Annotated in this window: 15 protein-coding genes and 2 pseudogenes; 14 read left to right on the top strand and 3 right to left on the bottom strand. The window is 60.4% G+C overall.

The window, feature by feature from the left end:
• Positions 1 to 171 precede the first annotated feature (171 nt).
• The 3 genes from J8G15_RS16560 to J8G15_RS16550 all read left to right on the top strand — a co-directional run bounded on the left by J8G15_RS16560 (position 172) and on the right by J8G15_RS16550 (position 3,012).
• The gene (locus tag J8G15_RS16560; RefSeq protein ID WP_210543491.1) at positions 172 to 1,074 is read left to right on the top strand and encodes an amino acid ABC transporter substrate-binding protein; all 903 of its coding nucleotides are present in this window, start codon (positions 172 to 174) and stop codon (positions 1,072 to 1,074) included.
• A 216-nt stretch (positions 1,075 to 1,290) separates the two neighbouring features.
• Positions 1,291 to 2,553 carry a putative zinc-binding metallopeptidase gene (locus J8G15_RS16555; RefSeq protein ID WP_210543489.1) on the top strand — a complete coding sequence of 421 codons (1,263 nt, stop codon included), beginning with the start codon at positions 1,291 to 1,293 and terminating at the stop codon, positions 2,551 to 2,553.
• Positions 2,554 to 2,823: 270 nt separating this feature from the next.
• A complete protein-coding gene (locus tag J8G15_RS16550) occupies positions 2,824 to 3,012 on the top strand; it encodes a hypothetical protein (protein WP_210543487.1) in 189 nt (62 codons plus the stop codon).
• A 56-nt stretch (positions 3,013 to 3,068) separates the two neighbouring features.
• Here J8G15_RS16550 and J8G15_RS16545 read toward each other — a convergent pair whose 3' ends face one another.
• Positions 3,069 to 3,242 (bottom strand): hypothetical protein, encoded by a 174-nt coding sequence (locus J8G15_RS16545; protein WP_210543486.1) that lies wholly within the window; start codon positions 3,240 to 3,242, stop codon positions 3,069 to 3,071.
• A 56-nt stretch (positions 3,243 to 3,298) separates the two neighbouring features.
• Here J8G15_RS16545 and J8G15_RS16540 point away from each other — a divergent pair, with 56 nt between their 5' ends.
• The 4 genes and pseudogenes from J8G15_RS16540 (at position 3,299) to lpdA (ending at position 8,360) form a co-directional block, all read left to right on the top strand.
• The gene (locus J8G15_RS16540; protein WP_210543485.1) at positions 3,299 to 4,534 is read left to right on the top strand and encodes a 3-methyl-2-oxobutanoate dehydrogenase (2-methylpropanoyl-transferring) subunit alpha; all 1,236 of its coding nucleotides are present in this window, start codon (positions 3,299 to 3,301) and stop codon (positions 4,532 to 4,534) included.
• Between the two features lie 125 nt (positions 4,535 to 4,659).
• Positions 4,660 to 5,664, top strand: a complete 1,005-nt coding sequence (locus tag J8G15_RS16535) for an alpha-ketoacid dehydrogenase subunit beta (RefSeq protein ID WP_210543484.1) — start codon at positions 4,660 to 4,662, stop codon at positions 5,662 to 5,664.
• A complete protein-coding gene (locus tag J8G15_RS16530; protein ID WP_210543483.1) occupies positions 5,664 to 6,953 on the top strand; it encodes a dihydrolipoamide acetyltransferase family protein in 1,290 nt (429 codons plus the stop codon). Before J8G15_RS16535 ends, J8G15_RS16530 begins: the two co-directional genes overlap by 1 nt.
• Before the next feature lie 3 nt (positions 6,954 to 6,956).
• Positions 6,957 to 8,360, top strand: a pseudogene (gene lpdA / locus J8G15_RS16525) (dihydrolipoyl dehydrogenase).
• A 1-nt stretch (position 8,361) separates the two neighbouring features.
• Here lpdA and J8G15_RS16520 read toward each other — a convergent pair.
• Positions 8,362 to 9,264, bottom strand: a complete 903-nt coding sequence (locus J8G15_RS16520; protein ID WP_210543482.1) for an aminotransferase class V-fold PLP-dependent enzyme — start codon at positions 9,262 to 9,264, stop codon at positions 8,362 to 8,364.
• Between J8G15_RS16520 and J8G15_RS16515 the strand changes: the two genes are divergently transcribed.
• The 7 genes and pseudogenes from J8G15_RS16515 to J8G15_RS16485 all read left to right on the top strand — a co-directional run bounded on the left by J8G15_RS16515 (position 9,241) and on the right by J8G15_RS16485 (position 15,839).
• Positions 9,241 to 9,696: a winged helix-turn-helix domain-containing protein gene (locus J8G15_RS16515; RefSeq protein WP_210543481.1), complete on the top strand. Its 456-nt coding sequence runs from the start codon at positions 9,241 to 9,243 to the stop codon at positions 9,694 to 9,696. The two genes, J8G15_RS16520 and J8G15_RS16515, sit on opposite strands and share 24 nt — an antisense overlap.
• Before the next feature lie 9 nt (positions 9,697 to 9,705).
• Positions 9,706 to 10,002: a transposase gene (locus tag J8G15_RS16510; RefSeq protein WP_210547632.1), complete on the top strand. Its 297-nt coding sequence runs from the start codon at positions 9,706 to 9,708 to the stop codon at positions 10,000 to 10,002.
• Between the two features lie 196 nt (positions 10,003 to 10,198).
• A pseudogene (locus J8G15_RS16500) lies at positions 10,199 to 11,195 on the top strand (transposase); the annotation flags it as partial.
• Between the two features lie 97 nt (positions 11,196 to 11,292).
• Positions 11,293 to 11,796, top strand: a complete 504-nt coding sequence (locus J8G15_RS16495; RefSeq protein WP_240538342.1) for a molybdopterin-dependent oxidoreductase — start codon at positions 11,293 to 11,295, stop codon at positions 11,794 to 11,796.
• 10 nt (positions 11,797 to 11,806) lie between these two features.
• The gene (locus J8G15_RS16490) at positions 11,807 to 14,578 is read left to right on the top strand and encodes a hybrid sensor histidine kinase/response regulator (RefSeq protein WP_210543475.1); all 2,772 of its coding nucleotides are present in this window, start codon (positions 11,807 to 11,809) and stop codon (positions 14,576 to 14,578) included.
• A gap of 69 nt (positions 14,579 to 14,647) precedes the next feature.
• Positions 14,648 to 15,133: a response regulator gene (locus J8G15_RS21675; protein ID WP_240538341.1), complete on the top strand. Its 486-nt coding sequence runs from the start codon at positions 14,648 to 14,650 to the stop codon at positions 15,131 to 15,133.
• Complete coding sequence (locus J8G15_RS16485) at positions 15,036 to 15,839, top strand: EAL domain-containing protein (protein WP_240538340.1); 804 nt, start codon at positions 15,036 to 15,038, stop codon at positions 15,837 to 15,839. Before J8G15_RS21675 ends, J8G15_RS16485 begins: the two co-directional genes overlap by 98 nt.
• A gap of 237 nt (positions 15,840 to 16,076) precedes the next feature.
• On the opposite strand, the gene J8G15_RS16480 is transcribed toward J8G15_RS16485, so the two are convergent.
• On the bottom strand, positions 16,077 to 17,342 hold the full coding sequence (locus tag J8G15_RS16480) for a DUF2325 domain-containing protein (RefSeq protein ID WP_210543473.1): 1,266 nt from the start codon (positions 17,340 to 17,342) through the stop codon (positions 16,077 to 16,079).
• Between the last annotated feature and the right edge of the window lie 45 nt (positions 17,343 to 17,387).

Below are 17,387 nucleotides of genomic sequence, written 5' to 3'. Positions count from 1 at the left end.
TCCGGGAAAACCCAGTCATTGAACGGGGCGAGTGGCGAAACTGGCCATGGTTTCAGAGCGGGATTGTCCCGTTGCCATATTTTATACGCATACTTTAAGATGACAGTCGGCATTAGCCATGCCGGACAGCAGTCGGTACAGTGCGCATTCCCATCAAGAAGTGAGCCCCTCATGAAAAAAATAAACTGGAAGCATCTCCTGGCCTTCACGGGCGTCGTCGTTGGTAGTCTGACAGTCGTATCGGCCAACGCCGAAACCGTGCTGGAGCGAGTTGCGGCGGGTGGCAAGCTCGTGATTGCGCACCGTGAGTCCTCCGTACCCTTTTCGTTTCTTGACGAAAACAAAAAACCGGTGGGCTACGCCATGGACCTTTGCCTCAAGCTGGCAGAGGCTGTGCGGCAGAAGACCAGTGCCAAGAACATGACGATAGAGTTTGTGATGGTGACTTCGGCCAACCGGATTGCCACCATCGCCGATGGCAAAGCCGACCTTGAATGCGGCTCCTCCACCAACAATGCCGAGCGGCGCGAGAAGGTGGCATTCACCATTCCGCATTTCATCACCGGTGCGCGCCTGCTGGTGCGATCCAGCTCCGCGTTTGACCGCCTTGAAGATCTGGAGGGCAAGAAGCTGGTGTCAACCAAAGGGTCCACGCCGTTGAAGGCGGCGGAACAGGCGAACCGGGAACGCCTGCTGCGCGTGACGATACTGGAAGCGCCCGACCACCTCAAAGCGGTTGAGATGGTCGAACAAGGCGAGGCGGATGCCTTTGTGATGGACGACGTGCTGCTCTACGGTTTGGCCGCCGGTCGCGTCAACCCGGACGCTTTGAAAGTCGTCGGCAAATTCCTGACCACCGAGCCCTTGGCCATCATGCTGCCCAAGAACGACCCGGCCTTCAAGAAGCTGGTGGATGACGAGATGCGACGGCTGATTCAGAGCAAAGAAATCTATCCGATCTACGACAAGTGGTTTTTGAAGCCCATTCCGCCAAAGAACACCACGTTAAAGATGCCCGTGAGTTACTTGCTCAAAGACTTCTGGAAATACCCGACCGATCAAGTCCCGTTTTAAGCCAGAAAAAAAACGCAGCAGACCCATCTCATTTGCTACGCTATTTATAGCTTGATCCGCAATATTTACGGTGGACACAGGCACTTTTCGCCTACAACCGCAGTTGATCGCCTAAAACTTCGTCCGCCCCGGCGATCGCTGTGGCACACTTCGCGCCTTTGCAGGCCCGCCCCTGCCCGTCCCCTGGCCTGAGCATAGGCCGCCTGAGAGACCACTTTGTCCACCAACACCACACCATCCCTCACTAATGCAGCCTTAGGGCAGGCAGTCCGTACTTACCTCTGCCAGTGTGGTGGGCCGATTTTTTTCAGAAACAGCACTTGCTTAGCATGTTGTACGCCACTGGGCTACCACCCTGAAAAGGCCCGGCTCTTGCCGTTGAAGCCCGTTGAAAAATCGGATACGTGGACCCTCTGGGACGACGACGGCCCAACCTATCGACGCTGCGCCAACCTGCACACGCCGGCTGCCTGCAACTGGCTGGTGCCGTCCAGCCTGGAACCCAAGCATCAGGGTCTGTGCCGGGCTTGTCGCCTGAACCGCACCATTCCTGATCTCGCTGACCCCAAGCACCTTGACAACGGTGAACTCTGGGGCCGGGTCGAGCTGGCCAAACGGCGCCTGATATCGGCCCTGCTCGTGATGGGCCTGCCCGTGGCCTCGCGCGAAACTGAGGACACCAAGCGCGGTGTAATGTTTGACTTTTTGCGCTCCGAGTCCAAGGGCCCGCACGTCATGACAGGTCACAACGACGGCTTGATCACCCTGAATATTGCCGAGGCTGACCATGCCCACCGCGAGGCCGCGCGCCAGGCCATGAATGAGCCTTATCGCACGTTGGTTGGGCATTTTCGGCACGAAATTGGACATTACTACTGGGACCGTCTGGTCTGGGACACCCCTTGGCTGGAGAAGTTTCGTGCCTTGTTTGGGGACGAAAACCAGGACTACGCCGCAAGCCTGAAAGAGAGCTACGAAAACGGGCCCCGCCCCGACTGGCCGCAGCATTTTGTCAGTGCTTATGCCAGCATTCACCCCTGGGAGGACTGGGCAGAATGCTGGGCGCACTACATGCACATGGTTGATACCGTGGACTCGGCACAAAGCTTTGGCCTGACGATTGACAGCAGCCTGATTGAATTTACCCCGTTCACCGCTGACTGGTTGTACCAGTGCGAGCACCCGGACTCCGAGCGTTTCCTGGCCTTTCTGAATCGCTGGACCCTGCTGACGATGATGCTCAACGGCATGTCACGCGCCATGGGTCAACATGACTTCTACCCCTTTGCCTTGCCCCACGAGGCGGTGACGAAGCTGCATTTCATTCACCTGCTGGTGCTCGCTTCAAGAGAGCCCGCTGATAGTGATCCTGATGGGGGTCCAGCGCCAATAGAGGCAGCGACACCAGACTTCTCACCGATCGCCTCGCAAAGCCAGACGCAAAGCAGCATATCGGCCACCACTCCTCATAAAAATTGACGACATAGTCGTTCCTCGTTGGGGATGGTTGCCGCTGCAGCAACGGATGGGCAACCAAGTTGGACCGTCGCACCCGGTCCGTTAGACTGACCTTCGGGCTGGTCCGTGTGCAAATGTCGCAAGAGGAAGCGAGCCCCCTGCGCCAAGGCCATCAGAAGTTTCTTGGCGTGGCCAGTAGTGCCTTTTTGCGGGCCCTGCTGCTGAGTCTGTGGGCGTCGCGCCGGTTGGTTATGCCAATTGCAGAACTTCAACAAGCAGTTTTGAGCGTCTATGAAAGACTGCCTCAACGAGGCGGGACAACAACACCGGCATCCAGAAGTCAAACTGCTGCGCAGTTTTGTAGCCCGCAAAGACGAGAGTAGCGCCCTTGCCAGCACCTCACCGATGCATGATTCCGCCGGAGCCAACCAGCGCGGGCACCTGAGTCAGAAAACCCGGTATATCGCGACCATGGATTGACGCTTCTTTCTGCGCTGATTTGTGTTTTCCCACAGTGCATCTGGCTCCACTTGAGCTCATTGTTTCTGGCATCCGCAGGCCAGTTCGCCGCAGCCCAAGCCTGACAACATCGGGATTTCCCCTTGAGCAACGCCAATGGCATCCGGTATGCTTGTTGTAAGCAAGGTCCGCGGCGATCCCGCAAACTTTGCCGCATTGTCCGGTTCCTGCGCGGTGATCCGCTGTGTCATGAACCCTGTTCCAACGTATTCCGATGCAAGACACAAACTTGCCAGGAGAGATGCCGATGCCCCAGCATGCCCCCCTACGTCTGCACGTCCCTGAGCCCACCGGGCGACCAGGTCATGACACAGACTTTTCCTACCTCCCCCTGTCCGCTGCAGGCGAGGTACCTCGCCCGCCGGTGGATGTGCAGGCGGCCCAAACCCAAGACCTGACCTTCACGCTGATTCGCGTGCTTGACGAGCACGGCCACGCCGCCGGCCCGTGGGCGCCGCAGCTTAGCAACGATCAGCTTCGCCGGGGTATGCGCGCCATGCTCAAGACCCGCGCGTTTGATGCCCGCATGTTGATTGCGCAGCGGCAAGAAAAGATGTCGTTCTACATGCAGTGCCTGGGTGAAGAAGCCATTGCCTGCGCCCATGCCATGGCCTTGACTGACGGCGACATGTGCTTTCCCACCTACCGCCAGCAAGGCCTGCTGCTGGCGCGCGACGATGTGTCCTTGGTGGAAATGATTTGCCAGCTGTACTCCAACCAGCACGACCCGCTCAAAGGCCGCCAACTCCCCGTCATGTACTCCAGCAAAAAGCAGGGCTTTTTCTCGATCTCTGGCAACCTCGCCACTCAAGTGATTCAGGCGGTGGGTTGGGCCATGGCCTCGGCTATCAAGGGCGACACCAAGGTGGCGTCGAGCTGGATCGGCGACGGCGCGACGGCCGAGGCTGACTTTCACACTGGTCTGACCTTTGCGCATGTGTACCGGGCGCCGGTCATTCTCAATGTGGTGAACAACCAGTGGGCCATTTCCACCTTTCAGGCCATTGCCGGCGGTGAAGGAACCACCTTTGCCGCGCGCGGCGTGGGCAGCGGCATTGCCTCCCTGCGCGTCGATGGCAATGACTTCCTCGCTGCCTACGCCGCCTCTCAATGGGCGCTGGAGCGGGCGCGCAGCAACCTCGGCCCCACCCTGATTGAGTGGGTGACTTACCGCGCCGGGCCGCACTCCACCTCGGACGACCCCAGCAAATACCGCCCGTCCAATGACACGGCCCGTTTTCCGCTGGGTGACCCCATCCTACGCATGAAGCAGCATTTGATTGGCCTGGGCATCTGGTCTGACGCTGAACATGAAGCGACGCAGAAAGAGCTGGAGGCCGAAGTCGCCGCTGCCCAAAAAGAGGCGGAGAAATATGGCTCCATGGCCGACGGCCACATGCGCAGCCCGGCCGAAATGTTTGAAGATGTTTACAAGGAGATGCCAGAACACCTGCGTCGCCAACGCCAGGAACTGGGGATCTAACCATGAACAATCAATATGACAACGCAAATGACAGCGAACGCCGCGAAGGGTCGCCCCGAGCAAGTTCAGCCCCCTCGGGGGGCAGCGCAGTACACGCAGCGACAAGCGTGGGGGCCACATCTTCTATGACCATGATCCAGGCGCTGCGCTCGGCCATGGATGTGATGCTGGAGCGAGACGACAACGTGGTCGTCTATGGCCAGGACGTGGGCTACTTCGGCGGCGTGTTTCGCTGCACCGAGGGCCTGCAAAAGAAGTACGGCAGTTCGCGCGTGTTTGACGCCCCCATCTCTGAAGGCGGCATTGTGGGCACGGCGGTGGGCATGGGGGCTTACGGTTTGCGGCCCGTGGTGGAAATCCAGTTTGCGGATTACTTCTACCCCGCCAGTGACCAGATCGTCTCGGAGGCCGCGCGCCTGCGCTACCGCTCGGCCGGCGACTTCACCTGCCCCATGACGATTCGCATGCCTTGCGGTGGCGGCATTTACGGCGGACAAACCCACAGCCAAAGCCCGGAGGCCATGTTCACCCAGGTGTGTGGCCTGCGCACCGTGATGCCCTCCAACCCATATGACGCCAAGGGCTTGCTGATTGCGTCGATTGAGAATGACGACCCGGTGATTTTTCTGGAGCCAAAACGCTTGTACAACGGCCCGTTTGACGGCCACCATGACAAGCCGGTGGTGCCTTGGTCGAAACACCCCATGGGCATGGTGCCCGAGGGCTACTACACCGTGCCGCTGGACAAAGCCGCCATCACCCGCCCCGGCAAGGCGCTCACCGTGATTGCCTACGGCACCATGGTCTACGTGGCCGAAGCCGCCGCCCAAGAGAGCGGGGTGGACGCCGAGATCATCGACCTGCGCAGCATCTGGCCGCTGGACCTGGAGACCATCGTCGCCTCGGTCAAGAAAACCGGGCGCTGCGTGGTGGTGCACGAAGCCACCCGCACCAGCGGATTTGGCGCGGAACTGATCGCGCTGATTCAGGAACATTGTTTCTACCACCTGGAGGCGCCGATTGAGCGCGTCGCCGGTTGGGACACACCGTATCCCCATGCCCAGGAGTGGGCTTATTTTCCTGGCCCGAAACGGGTCGCAGAAGCGCTCAAACGCACGATGGAGACATGATGGGTATTCACACAATCAAGATGCCAGACATTGGTGAAGGCATTGCCGAGGTGGAGCTGGTCGCCTGGCACGTGAAGGTGGGCGACCTGGTGGCCGAGGATCAAATTCTGGCCGATGTCATGACCGACAAAGCCACGGTCGAAATCCCGTCCTCGGTGGCGGGCAAAGTGCTGTCCTTGGGTGGCACCGTGGGCCAGGTCATGGCCGTGGGCTCGGAGGTGATTCGCATTGAGGTGGAAGGCGCGGGCAATGTGAAAGACAGCGCTGTGGCGCCCTCGCCCGCTGCGGCTGCGGCTGCGGCTGCGGCTCCAGTTGCACAAGCGACGCCAGCTGCGCCCCCCTCGCCACCCGCTCCCACCCGCCGTGAAAATGCGCCGGCCGCTTCGGCGCCGCACGCCCGCCAGTTGGGCGACAAACCCATCGCCTCGCCCGCCGTGCGCCGGCGCGCCTGGGACTTGGGCGTGGAGTTGCAATTTGTGCCGGGCACCGGCACGGCTGGCCGCATCACGCACGACGATTTGGATGCCTTTTCCGCACGAGCTGGCCAGGGCGCGGCCGCCACTCAAGCGGACCAACGCTATGCCGAGCGCAATGACGAACAGGCCGTGCCTGTGATTGGCCTGCGCCGCAAGATTGCGCAGAAGATGCAAGAGTCCAAGCGCCGCATTCCTCACTTTGCTTATGTCGAAGAGGTGGACGTGACCGAGCTGGAAGCCCTTCGCGCCAAGCTCAATGCCCAGCATGGCAAAACGCGTGGCCGCCTGACCATGCTGCCTTTTGTCATGCGCGCCCTGATTCTGGCGGTACGCCAATTTCCGCAAATCAATGCGCGTTACGACGACGAAGCCGCCGTGGCGACGCAATTTGGTGCGGTGCATCTGGGCATCGCCACGCAAAGTGAAGCCGGCTTGATGGTGCCCGTGGTGCGCCACGCCGAGACCCGCGACCTGTGGGCCTGTGCGGCTGAAGTCACGCGTCTGGCTGAAGCCGCCCGCAGCGGCAAGGCCACGCGCGACGAGCTGAGTGGCTCGACCATCACCATCACCAGCCTGGGCGCTTTGGGCGGCATCCTGACCACCCCCGTCATCAACCACCCCGAGGTGGCGATTGTGGGCGTCAACCGCATGGTCGAACGGCCCATGATTCGCAACGGCGCCGTGGTAGCACGGCTGATGATGAACCTCTCATCCAGCTTTGACCACCGCGTGGTGGACGGCCTGCATGCGGCCGAGTTTGTTCAATTGATACGTGGCTATCTGGAGTGTCCGGCCACGCTGTTCGTGATGTAAGGCATGGAAATCCAACCCACCACCCTGCTCATCATTGGCGGCGGGCCTGGCGGCTATGTGGCCGCAATTCGAGCGGCACAACTGGGCATTGCCACCACGCTGGTCGAGGGCGACACGGTGGGCGGCACCTGCCTGAACATTGGCTGCATTCCGTCCAAAGCGCTGATTCACGCGGCCCACGCCTACCACCAGGCGCACCGCTACATGGGCGACCACACCTTGGGCATTCATGTGGAGGCGGCCCGCATTGACGTGGCCCAAACCGTGCGCTGGAAAGACGGTATCGTGGCGCGACTCACGGGCGGCGTCGGTGCCCTTCTCAAGAAGAACGGCGTCAAGGTCGTCAAAGGCTGGGCCCAAGTGGTGGACGGAAAAACGGTGGATGTGCATCTGGACGGCGACAACAGCGAGCCGCTGCGCATTCAGTGCGAGCACCTGCTGCTGGCCACGGGTTCGGTGGAAATGGGTTTGCCTGATATGCCGTTTGGCGAGCGCGTCATCTCATCTACGCAAGCCCTGTCACCCACATCAATCCCACAGCGCATGGTGGTAGTGGGCGGCGGCTACATTGGGCTGGAGCTGGGTACGGTGTACCGCAAGCTCGGCGCTGATGTAACGGTGGTGGAAGCACAAGACCGCGTACTGCCTCAGTACGACGAGGAACTGGTGAAGCCCGTGGCGGCATCTCTGCGCCAGCTGGGCATTCACATGCTGCTGGGCAGCAAGGTGCAAGGCCTGAACGCGACTGGCGATGCCGTGCGCGTGCTGAACGGCACCGGGATGGAGAGCGAGTTGCCCGCCAACCAGGTATTGGTGGCCATTGGCCGCGTGCCACGCACCCACGGCTGGGGTCTGGAAGGCTTGATGCTGGCCATGCAGGGGCGCGCCGTGAAGGTGGACGACCAGTGCCGCACCTCCACGCGCAACGTCTGGGCCATTGGTGACTTGACCGGTGAGCCCATGCTGGCCCACCGCGCCATGGCGCAGGGCTAGATGGTGGCCGAAATCATTGCCGGCCAGCGACATCACTTTGCGCCGAATGCAATTGCTGCCGTGTGCTTCACCGACCCCGAAGTGGTGGTGGCGGGCCTGTCACCCGGGCAAGCCCATCAGGCGGGACTGGAATGCATCACGGCCAGCTTTCCGTTCGCGGCCAATGGTCGCGCCATGACGCTGGAGTCCACCGACGGCTTTGTGCGCGTGGTGGCGCGGCGCAACAACCACCTCATCGTGGGTTGGCAAGCCGTGGGCGCTGGCGTGTCCGAGCTGAGCACCGCGTTCTCGCATTCAATTGAGATGGGCGCCACACTGGAAGACGTGGCCGGCACCATTCACGCCCACCCGACGCTGGGTGAAGCCGTGCAGGAAGCCGCGCTGCGGGCACTGGGCCAGGCTTTGCACATCTGAGTCAGGCCGGAAGCGCCCGCACACCACCCATCAGGCGGTCCAGATCCGCATGCGTAGTGGTGATAGCGGGCGTCACGCGCACACCGTCACCTGCGCTGGGCCCGTCCCGGCGCACGGTGAAAACGTCATGCTGGTCGCGCAGCGTGGCCACGATGGCGTCATTGTCGACCGCGCTGGTTTGGCCCTTGACCCGAAACGAGGTGATACCTGCCACTGAGCGCGGGTCATCCGGTGTCAACACCTCGATGTGCGCCAAGGCGCACACCTGATTCACCCAGTAATTGCGCAGGTGAAGCAAGCGAGCTGCCTTGGCCTGCACGCCAATGCGCTGGTGCAGTTGCAACGCGGCGGGCAGCGTCAACCAGGCCACAAAGTTGGGGGAACCGGTGTGAATGCGTGCGCGTATGTCGCTATCAGTGAAATCCCGATCACCAAAGTATCGATCGATTGAGGTGACGTGCCCGCGCCGGATGTACAAGCAACCGCAACCCAGCGGTGCGCCCAAGATGACTTCCGCGCCCGCAGCCCGTGCCAAATCGGCCAACTCTGCCAACGGCAGCACCAGCCCGGTGCTGTGGCTCAGGTGAGTCAGCAACACCAGTTTCGTGCCGGGGTGGTCGCGCAGCGCGCGGGCATAGGTTTCCATCACCGCGTCACGCGTGGCGGGCTCGGGCAAGCTCAACCGCACTGGTGTCACACCCCGACGCTCGCGCAACCATTCGATAGCGTGGCGCATCGCGGGGTAATCCAGGTCGCAGTACAAAACCGTGTCCCCGCGCTTTAGATGCCGGTAACCACTGATCAGCGCCAGCATGCTTTCTGTGGCGCCTCGGGTGAGCACAACCTCGTCGGGTGCGGAGTCCAGGGCACCCGCAACGCTTTGACGCAGGCCTTCCAACAGCAAGGGGAGATTTTTGTCGAGATAGCCAAGTTTTTCTTCATCGACGAGCAGACAGCCCGCAGACATCTGAAAGACTACTTCGACAACGACAAAACAGGCGGATCAAGTGACGGATCCGAAGGCAAATTAACCCAGGACCAGGCCGCCAGGTTGCGTGCCATTTTGGCCACTTTCGATGTGCCAACTGACCAAACCGCAGTCGAAAAAGTCAAGAGCCTTTTTAGTATTCAGTTCTCCATCTCTGGCATGACGGATTGGCTCAATCGCAACCGCTTCTCCTTCAAGAAAAGCGACCCTGCACCGGCCAAGGCTTGCCCGCTGTCTCAAGCCGAATTCATCGATACATACCACGGCCTCAAAGACGGCTTACCCGAGGGGGAAGTCGTCCTTTTCCTGGATGCCGCACACCCCACCAGGGCCACCAAATTGGGCTAAGGTTGGTCGATCAAAGGCGAGAGAAAGATCATTGCTACAACGGCTGAAAAAAAACGGGTCAACGTGATCGGAACCCTCAATGCACAGACACTCAAACTGGTCACGACATTTGCAGAGACGGTCAATTCAGAAACCTTGACCGAACACTTCGTGCGGCTGCGCCGAAGTTATCCTCGAACCAGGTTTTCCACGCTGCACATCATTCTGGACCAAGGCTCGTATTGCGTCAGCAAGGCCACGCAGATCGTAGCCGCCCGCCTGGGGCATCAAACTGCGTCATCTTCCCCCTTGTTCGCCCAACCTTAACCTGATTGAGCGGACTTGGAAGGTGATGAATGATCAGGTCCGTGACAACGTTTACTTCGCAGATGAAAAGGTCTTTGCCTTGACCATAAGAGACTTTTTCCTCAAACGTTGGAGCAAACTTGCCAAGTCACTCACCACCCGATTTGCCGATAATTTTCAGATCATTCAAAAACCTGCATTTTCATTCGCGATTGTTATAGACGCACGCACCCTTCAACGGTGGAAAGCACATGAGGGCACGACCAAGGGGGATGGCAGACCCTCAGTTGTGCGCGCGATGCCAAACCATACCTTGAGCGCTGATGAGCGAACCGAATTACTGAGCGTGGCCAACGAACCGCGCTTTTGCGCCGTGCCACCGGCACGCATCGTGCCCATGCTGGCCGATGAGGGTGTGTACCTGGCCAGCGAGTCCACGTTTGCACGGGTGTTGCGCGGGCCACGGGCAAACAGCACACCGAGGCCGAGCCAAGGCACCCAAAGCCAGACGCCCGCCGAGCACCCACATCGCCACGACCGCACGCCAGGTCTGGTGTTGGGACATGACCTACTTGCCGGCGACGGTAATTGGCCGCTGGTTTCACCTGTACTTGATTCTGGATCTGTACAGGCGCAAGATCGTGAGCGGGGAGGTGCATGACAGCGACCACTCCGATCATGCGGTTCACCTGGTACGGCGAACGGCATTGGCCGAGGGCATAGCAACCCTGACTGACAAGCCGGTATTGCAAGGCGACAACGGCTCCACGCTCAAGGCCACCACGGTGCTGGCTATGCTCAACTGGTTGGGTGTCAAACCGTCGTGCTCACGCCCAAGGGTGAGTGATGACAACGCCTATGCCGAGTCGCTGTTTCGCACGGCCAAGTACCGACCTGAGTTCCCAGCCAAGGGCTTTGTCGATTTGGAGGCAACACGCACTTGGGCCGCTGGCTTCGTGCATTGGTACAACGTCGAACACCGCCATAGTGGTATTCGCTATGTGTCACCGGCTCAGCGCCATACCGGTCAAGACCATGCCATTCTGGCTGCCCGACATGTGCTGTACAACGAGGCAAAGGAGCGTCATCCAGCGCGCTGGGCACGCCATACCCGCAACTGGAATCTCATTGGCCCAGTCACCCTCAACCCGGAACGTGACTCCGTCATTGCCGAGCACGTTGCGAAAAAGCTTATTCAGTCGTTGGCTGCGTAAATTAGGCGGCAACTACCTTGACGCGCGCCGCATAAGATGCAGAATGCGCCAACCTCCGCTCCAGCATCCATCAACTACTCCTACCCATGAGGTTTCTATGAATCCAATGACCCGACCGATTGCCGCATTTCTTTCTGTATTACTGCTTTCTCTTCCGGTAGCTGCATTGGAGCCACCTTCAGAGAAAGTAATATTGACCATCTCGGGCAAGGTGGGAGAAAAAAATACCCCGAATGCGGCTGTCTTTGACCTGCCCATGCTTGCCAAACTGCCACAGCAAACCTTTACCACCATGACGCCGTGGGACAAGCAACCCATCAAGTTCACCGGACCCTTGTTACGGGATGTTTTGGCGGCAGCCAAGGCCAATGGAGTCACTATCAAGGCAGCGGCTCTTAACGACTACCAAACCAGCATCCCATTTGCCGATGCGCAAAAGTTTGACGTTATTCTGGCCCACGAGATGAATGGGGAGGCCATTCCTGTCAAAACCAAAGGGCCTTTATTCATCGTCTATCCGTATGACACCACGGCGGAGCTTCGCTCAGTGGTGTATTACGAGCGTTCCGCCTGGCAACTCAAGTCGATGACGATTCAATAAACGAGCCATAGTGAGTCATATCAAAAAACTAAGTTACTTGAGTTGGCTGGCCTTGGGTACGGCCATTGTGGCTATTGGCATGGCGGTGTTACTGGTTTTTGAGTGGAATCAAAAACAGGTGATTCAACAAAATGATCGCCTGCATTTAGATTCGGTCATGTCACTCACCTTTCAGTTCGAGCGGGAGTTTTTACGTTTTCGCCAGGTACTTAACAGCGCCGTTACCCACCACACTCCGCCTGACCGAGACACCCTAAGCCTGCGCTACGACCTGCTTTTGAGCCGACTGACTTTGCTCCGAGATAGCCCGAGCATGCTTGAAGTGACCCACCGCCCGGAATACCTGATCGCGTTGCCGGCGCTGGAACGCCTGGCTCTGCGAGCCGACGTCATCTTGGCCAAGACGCCATGGGTGTCAGCGGAATTGGCAAGTTTACTGACAGATTTTAACGCCTTGGGACCTGAGGTACAGGCACTGAGCATGGCTACCAATACTGAGGTTTCATATCGTCTTGAGCGGCAGTCAATAACCGCGCTGGACCAAATCAACCTGATTATTGGCCTCACCGCCTTCCAACTGATTTTTCTTCTGATCGTATCGGCTCTATTGGCCATGCAACATAAGCGCGACCAGCGAGAGCGGCTAGCACTGGAAAAAATAACCATGCAACTGCGCGAGGCGAGTTCGGTGGCCGAGCAGGCCAGCATCGCCAAGTCGGCCTTTCTCTCCACCATGAGCCACGAGATTCGCACCCCCATGAACGGCGTCATCGGCATGATCGACGTGCTGCACCAGACCGGCCTGCAGGGCCGCCAGGTGGAGATGGTCGATCTCATCCGTGAATCGGCGTATTCCCTGCTGGCCATCATCGAAGACATTCTCGACTTCTCCAAGATCGAGGCGGGCAGACTGGAGGTCGAGCACGCGCCGATGCCGGTGGCCGACGTGCTGGAGAAGGCCTGCGGGCTGCTGGACAACCTGGCCGCAAAGAAAGGGGTGGAGCTCACCCTGTTCATCGATACGGCGATTCCCGAAGCCGTCCTGGGCGATGCCCTGCGCCTGCGTCAGGTGCTGGTCAACCTCGTCAGCAACGCCATCAAGTTCTCTAGTGGGCAGCGGCGACCGGGCCGGGTGTCGGTGCGGGCCGTGCTGGCTGGGAGAAACTCGAACCTGGCCAGTCTTGAGCCTGATCAAAAGGTGACGGTGGAGTTTCAGGTGGCCGACAACGGCATCGGCATCGATGAGGAGACCCAGGCGCGGCTCTTCAGCTCCTTCACCCAGGCCGACGCATCCACAACCCGGCGCTTTGGCGGCACCGGGCTGGGGCTGGTCATTTCTCGCCAATTGGTGAATCTCATGGGTGGCGAAATCGCGGTGCAAAGCGCGCTGGGCAAGGGCGCTACCTTTACCGTGCGCCTGCCGTTTGAGCCGCTGCCGGAGCAGCCCATCGCCGCCGGCAAGCGGGTCGATCTCAGTGGGCTTTCCTGCCTGGTGCTGGGCAACACGCAGGAGCTGGGCGAAGATATGGCCACCTATCTGCGCTACGGCGGCGCGCACGTCGAGCGGGCACTGAGCCTGGAGGCAGCCTGCAAACTGATAGGCACGCTGACGCCCGGCCTGTGCTTATTCATCATCGACGCCGGGCACGATACGCCACCGCTCGAGGAATTGCGCGCGGCCTGCCGCGCCCGACTCAGCCTGGACCCGCGTTTCGTGTTGCTTGAGCACGGGCACCATCAGCCCGGCATAGAGCCCCGCTTTGTCGTCATCGGCCGTGGACGGCGTCGGCAGGGCCGCGTCCAAACGGCGGACCTCGTCACCATGGACGGCGATGTCATGAATCGCCAGTCCTTCCTGCGGGCAGTGGCACTCGCCGCCGGGCGGGAGAAGGAGGGACAAGAAGAAGAAACAGAAACGCCACTGCCCGGCAAGGTCGGGGGAAAACCGAAGCTGTTAGCGCAGCCGCCGTCGCGCGCGCAGGCCCTGCAGCAGGGCCGCCTGATCCTGGTAGCCGAAGACAACGAGACCAACCAGAAAGTGATCCTGCTCCAGTTGGGTTTGCTCGGTTACACGGCAGATGTCGCCGGCGACGGCCGCGCGGCGCTGAAGCGCTGGCAGAGCGGCGACTACGCGCTGCTGCTGACCGACCTGCACATGCCGAAAATGGACGGCTATGAGCTCAGCCAGTCCATCCGCAGCGTTGAAGGCGGCAAGCGGCGCATGCCGATCATCGCGCTGACCGCCAACGCCCTAAAGGGCGAGGCCGAGAATTGCCGCGCCGCCGGGATGGACGGCTACCTGAGCAAACCGGCGCATCTCACGGACCTGAGAGCCATGTTGAAAAAATGGATGCCACTGGCTGCCGAATCGATACCAGTAGAGCTTATGTCAGTCGAAACTATGCCAGCCCTTGCAGCGCCAAGCGCACCAACTACTCTGGCGGCTGTGCTATCCGTACCGGTGGACGTGAGCGTGCTCAAGGCGCTGGTGGGCGATGATTCGGCGATGATCAGTGAGCTCCTGCACGACTTTCGGCTCAGCGCGACCGGGATAGCAGCGGAACTGCGCAGCGCCTGCGCGGCGGGTCAGGTAAGGGCTAGCGGCGCTGCGGCCCATAAACTCAAGTCATCGGCCCGCACAGTAGGCGCGCTGGCACTGGCCGAGCTGTGCGAGGCGATGGAACAGGCCGGCAATACCGGCCAGGTCGAAGCATTGACTGTGCTGCTGCCCCGCTTCGAGGCGGAAATGGCCGCTGTGGATGACTATCTGGGTTCGCTGTGAGCGTGGCTTTCGGGGTACGAAAAGATAAATGCAGAAGATCATGGTAAAAAATCTGCAATCAGAATTCTGATGCTCGACGACGAGCCCTTCATGCTCAAGCTGATGTGCCGCTTGCTGGCCAATCTGGGGTTCACCCAGGTGACAAGCTGCGACAATGGGCGCACCGCGCTGGCTTGGCTTGATAGTTCGACCGAACCGCCAGACCTGATCCTGCTGGATCTCAACATGCCCGAGATGGACGGGCTCGAGTTCGTGCGCCACCTGGTCGAACGGCTCTATAGCGGCAGTCTCATCTTGATCAGCGGTGAGGATGAGCGTATGTTGCAGGCAGCCGAAAAGCTGGTGCAGATGCATAACATCTCGGTGCTCGGGTATCTGCGCAAGCTGGTCAAGCCGGAGGCGCTGTACGCACTGCTGGAAAAGTGGACACCTTTCTCACCGCCCCCCCGATGGTGCGGTGAAGAAAGTTTACGGCGCGGACGAGCTGCGTGCCGCCATAGCCAACGGCGAGCTGGTCAATTACTACCAGCCCAAGGTGGTGGTCGCCACAGGTGAGGTCGTGGGCGTGGAGACCCTGGTGCGCTGGCGTCACCCCCAGGACGGAATGGTGTTCCCCGACCAGTTTATTGGCGTGGCGGAAGCGCACGGCCTGATTGACGTCCTGACCCGGGTGGTGCTGACCGGCGCGCTGGCCCAGGCCAAGGTCTGGCAGGACGCGGGATGGGTGTTGCGGGTGGCCGTCAACCTGTCTATGGTCAGCCTGACGTCTCTGGATTTCCCGGATTTCGTTGCCGGGCTCGCGGCCCAGGCAGGCGTGCCGCCGCAGGGGCTGGTGCTGGAAGTGACCGAAAGCCGGTTGATGCAGGATCTGCGCGCCCCACTTGAAATCCTGACCCGGCTGCGCCTGAAGCGCTTTCGGCTCTCGATCGACGATTTTGGCACCGGGCATTCTTCCCTGACCCAGTTGCACGATCTTCCCTTTGACGAACTCAAGATCGACCAGAGCTTCGTACACAGTGCCTGGACCAATGAGACATTGCGGGCGATGTACGACGCCAGTCTGGGTCTGGCAAGACAATTGGGAATTGAAGTCGTGGCCGAAGGGGTCGAAGACCGGGCCGACTGGAATTTCCTGCGCCGCACCGGATGTGATCTGGCTCAGGGCTATTTCATCGCCCGTCCGATGCCGGCTGCCGATTTTCCCGGTTGGATGGAGGACTGGCAGGACAGGGTCAGCAGCGGACTTACCGCTAATGACTAAGATCTCCATCCCGACCATCCTCGTCGCCTCGGACAACACTGTCGGACGTCGTGCGCCATCCACCCTCAACCCGTGCAACAAGGACGAACTCCGGCCAGTCTACGCGCTTTGCCGCTCTGGTCTACGCTCCCCCTGCGGGCGACTTCTGTGCCCCGTCGTCACTATGATTTGAATAGCTATACCCCCATACCAATCAATCGCCAGAGTCTGCTTGAATACATCAAAACAAGCACTGACTCAAACCGCCGGCATCCCCACCAGCGGGATGAACGGTTGCAGAGTAGACAGCGCCCGCTTCAGGCAGGCGGTGCCCGGGTTTTCGACAAACACGCACTGCTTGCCGGTGCGCTTGCAATAGTCTTTCACCCGCCAATAAGCGTTGTGGCTGATGCAGCCGGTCTGGCAGATGACGAGGTCGGCGGCGGCCAGTGTGGCGTCGAGTCGCGCCACGCTTTCTTCGTCGCCGCCATCGTGGTGCAGAAAGCGCCCGCCGGCGCCTTCCACAATGTGCCGGTACAGTGGCACGCTGGCGGGGCGGCCGCCCACACACAACACAGAGCGGTCGTCCAGTCGAACTGGCAACTCCGGCGTTGGGCTGACTTGCGCCGCCTGATGGGACTCCTGGCGGGCGAGTGCTGCGGCTTGTACTTCGAGCTGGCGGGTACGGCGCTCTTTGTCTTGCTGAGCAATCAGCAGCGCGCGCTCCAAGGTGTGAATTTTCTCGGTTTGCTGCTGCGTCACGCGGGCCAGTTCAACACGGCTGCGTAAATCAGGGGCTGTGGCCTCCAACGTCTGCAAGTCCTCGCGTAGCGCCAACTCCAAGGACTGGCGAGCAATCAGCTGCGCCCGCAGCTGCATCACCTGCACTTGCTGCTCGCCCGCGGAACGTGCCTGCTCTTCGGCCAGGCGGGTGCAGCGCTGTTGGGCCTGGGCCAATTCCCGGGCCAACGTGGTGTTTTCGTCCAGTAGGGCTTCAAAGCGTTTCACAGCCACGCGCCGGGCGACGCCCACCTGGTGCTGCATCATGTGCACCTCGGCCAGCACTCGATTCTCCAGCTCCAACGTGCAACGGGCATGGGTCAACGTGGCCCACAAGGCACCGCTGAGTTCCAAGTCAGCCTGCTCTTTCCACCACACAGCCAACGCTTCGGTGGTTTTGCACAAAGCGGACTGGCGCAGCGGCAACACATAACGTTGGTCCAATTCACGCTGCACCGCGTTGGACAAGGGGGAACGCTGCTTGCACTCGGTAATCACGCCACAGTGCAGCTCATAGTCTTGCGCCATCGTTTGCCCGCCCACCACATTGTTCACCAGTAGGCGCAAGTCTCCCATGGGCAGGCAGACGCCAATCATGGGGCAGAAGGCATGGTTCTCAAACTCCCACAGGCGCCGGCGGCGAGAACCCCGGGCATGGGGCGCTGCGGGCATAACAGGGGTGACGGCGGTGTCGCCAGAGCCGGATTCGGCGGCGAACTCAAGGCTTGGGGTGTGGTAACACATGGCAGACCTCCAGGAAGAAGCGGCACCGGGCGAGGAAAAGCACCG

Origin of the sequence: Rhodoferax sp. PAMC 29310, from assembly GCF_017948265.1 — a bacterium.
Lineage (GTDB): Bacteria > Pseudomonadota > Gammaproteobacteria > Burkholderiales > Burkholderiaceae_C > Rhodoferax.
The sequence above is the reverse complement of the archived record's forward strand: the minus strand, read 5'-3'. Positions and strand labels throughout refer to the sequence as shown.